The organism is Arthrobacter sp. (genome assembly GCF_031988865.1).
Classification (GTDB): Bacteria; Actinomycetota; Actinomycetes; order Actinomycetales; family Micrococcaceae; genus Arthrobacter_B.
This window is the reverse complement of sequence record NZ_DALZXY010000175.1, coordinates 1-2,066: the sequence shown is the minus strand read 5'-3', so window position 1 is coordinate 2,066 and position 2,066 is coordinate 1. Positions and strand designations below refer to the sequence as shown.

The 2,066-nt window shown below is 70.4% G+C and carries 1 protein-coding gene and 2 pseudogenes; 1 reads left to right on the top strand and 2 read right to left on the bottom strand.

What is annotated here, in order from left to right; genetic code table 11:
* Both RTN46_RS16960 and ssd read right to left on the bottom strand, forming a co-directional pair.
* Window positions 1-400 (bottom strand): annotated as a pseudogene (locus RTN46_RS16960) (secretion system protein E); the annotation flags it as partial.
* Window positions 397-1,572, bottom strand: coding sequence for a septum site-determining protein Ssd (gene ssd, locus RTN46_RS16955; RefSeq protein WP_312183219.1), 1,176 nt, complete (start codon window positions 1,570-1,572; stop codon window positions 397-399). The pseudogene RTN46_RS16960 and the gene ssd, both read right to left, overlap by 4 nt.
* Window positions 1,573-1,776: 204 nt before the next feature.
* On the opposite strand from ssd, the pseudogene RTN46_RS16950 reads away from it, so the two are divergent.
* Window positions 1,777-2,066: pseudogene (locus RTN46_RS16950) on the top strand (bifunctional 3'-5' exonuclease/DNA polymerase); the annotation flags it as partial.

The window sequence follows — 2,066 nt, the reverse complement described above, 5'->3', positions numbered from 1 at the left end:
CCCCGCCGGCCGCAATCAACCTGGTCGCCAGTGCCTGCACCTCCGCATCCGCGGCGAACCGGACGGTGGTCCGTTCCAGGCCGTGCCCACTGTCCGTCCATACCTGGTTAGGACCGTTGACCAGTATGTCCGTCACGCCCGGGCGCAGCAGCAGTGGCTGCAGCGGACCGAGCCCCTGAAGGTCGGCGCGGACCCGGTCCACCGCCCGCAGCCCGCCTTCCGAACCAAGCAGGCGTCCGCTGGAGTACACGGCTTCAGCCAGGGTGGCTCCGGTGACCGGAGCGTTACCGGCCAGGACCTCGGCACGGACCTGGCTGACCAGGTTCGCACTGCCCGGATCAGTTCCGTAGGTATCGGCCAGGGTGTGCCTGGCGCTCCTGCCGGCCCTGTCCGCTGTCACAGGGTCCCCGGCAGTGCCGGCTCGATTTCCCGGAGGATCCGGGCAACTGCGGAACGAAGCCTGTGCCGCCGCAGTTCCAGTAGCCGTCCGGTGTCCGCGGCGGAACTGAGGGCCCGCACCCAGGGCACGTATCCGGCCAGCCGCATGCCCAGCACCTCGGAAACGCGGACTTCATCCAGCCCTTCACCCAGCGGGCCCCGGACGACGGCAAAGGTGTTCGGGACGCTTCCCCCGAGGGAGGCCCACCAGGACCGGGCAGCCAGCAGTAACTGTGCTCGTCCTGCCAGGACTGCGAGCACCGCGTCGCATTGCTCCAGCGCTGGCGCCCGGGCAGGAGGGCAGGCTCCGAGGTCCAGCAGCGTCAGCTCGAACCCTGCCCGCGCCGCCTGCAGGACCGCAGGGAGCACCTCATGGTCCATGCCCGGTGGTGGCGGTTCTCCTGCGGGATGCGTCAGCAGGGAGAACCCGCCGATTGCGGGCAGGGCCGGCACGAGCTGGGCAGGATTCAACGTTCCACGGACCTCAGCCAGGTCCTTCCAGCGCAGGCCGGGAGCGCCACCCGCGCCAAGCCGGTGTTCGAGTCCCCCGCCTGAAGGATCCGCATCAGCGAGCAGCACACTGAAGCCTTGAGAGGCGGCTTCCTGCGCGAGCAGGCACCCCAGAGTCGATCCACCCGAACCGCCGAAGGTACCGGCGACGCCCACGACGCTTCCCCTCGGCCCATTTCTGCGGGCGAGATATTCCGCCAGCCACGCCCCGCCCTCCGGAAGGACCACGACCCGGTCCACGCCGAACCGAGCAGCGTGGGCCCAGGGATGGTCGGACTCAAATCCGATGCAGATGGTTTCGACGTTCCGCAGTGCAGCCAGCGAACGCCCGTCGCTGACCAGGCTGTCCGCCGCGAGAAGCAGCATGCCGTGCGGCTGCCGAAGCGCAGCGGGAAGGTCCTCGGCAAGAATCAGTTCCACACCTGCGGCGACGGCCACCCGCGCTGCCTCATCCTGCAGCCGCTGTTCGGCGGGGCGGACCAGCACCAGGGTTTCTGCACTTCTGGTGTCCGCCGCCACCCCCGCGCCCACCCCCGGCCCCGGCCCCACCCCGCGCTCCGGGGGCGGGTGCGGGGGCAGCGATCGCCGCTGCCGTTCGGGGAGCCAGAGCATGGTGTCCGTCATGTCCCCAATCTGCCGCGCGGGGAACGCCCGCGGGCCGACTGAGCCCGACCTGTGAACCCTGCGGACGTGTCCGTCCGCTCTCCGTCCTCCTGTGGAGGGGAAGTGTCACGGCCGCGGCCGCCTTGCGGACCGATCCTGTCCGCATTCCCTCCCGCCCGGCGAGGCCTTGTCCGTGCCCGTTGCTGGACACGCGAGAATAGGGAGGTGTACATAGTCATCGCCCCGGCACCTGCCACCCCCGCTTCCTGGGTGCTGCAGGCCGCCGACGCCGCCGGGCCACAGGCGCGGGCGGCCGCGGAAAACCAGCCGGTCCGGTGGGTCTGGGACCGCAGCCGGGAGACCTACGGCAAACTGCTGCAGGCCGGAATCACCGTGGAACGCAGCCACGATCTCTCCCTGTCCCGCGAAATCCTGCGCAATTCTGAATACGCCGCACCCACCCCCTACATTGAACGGCTCCGGGCCGACGCCGCCGCGCCGGAAGCCGATCCTGC

Bases quoted from the DNA above. Each gene is read 5' to 3' on its own strand.
- ssd (WP_312183219.1), bottom strand. From the start codon at position 1,572: ATGACGGACACCATGCTCTGGCTCCCCGAACGGCAGCGGCGATCGCTG.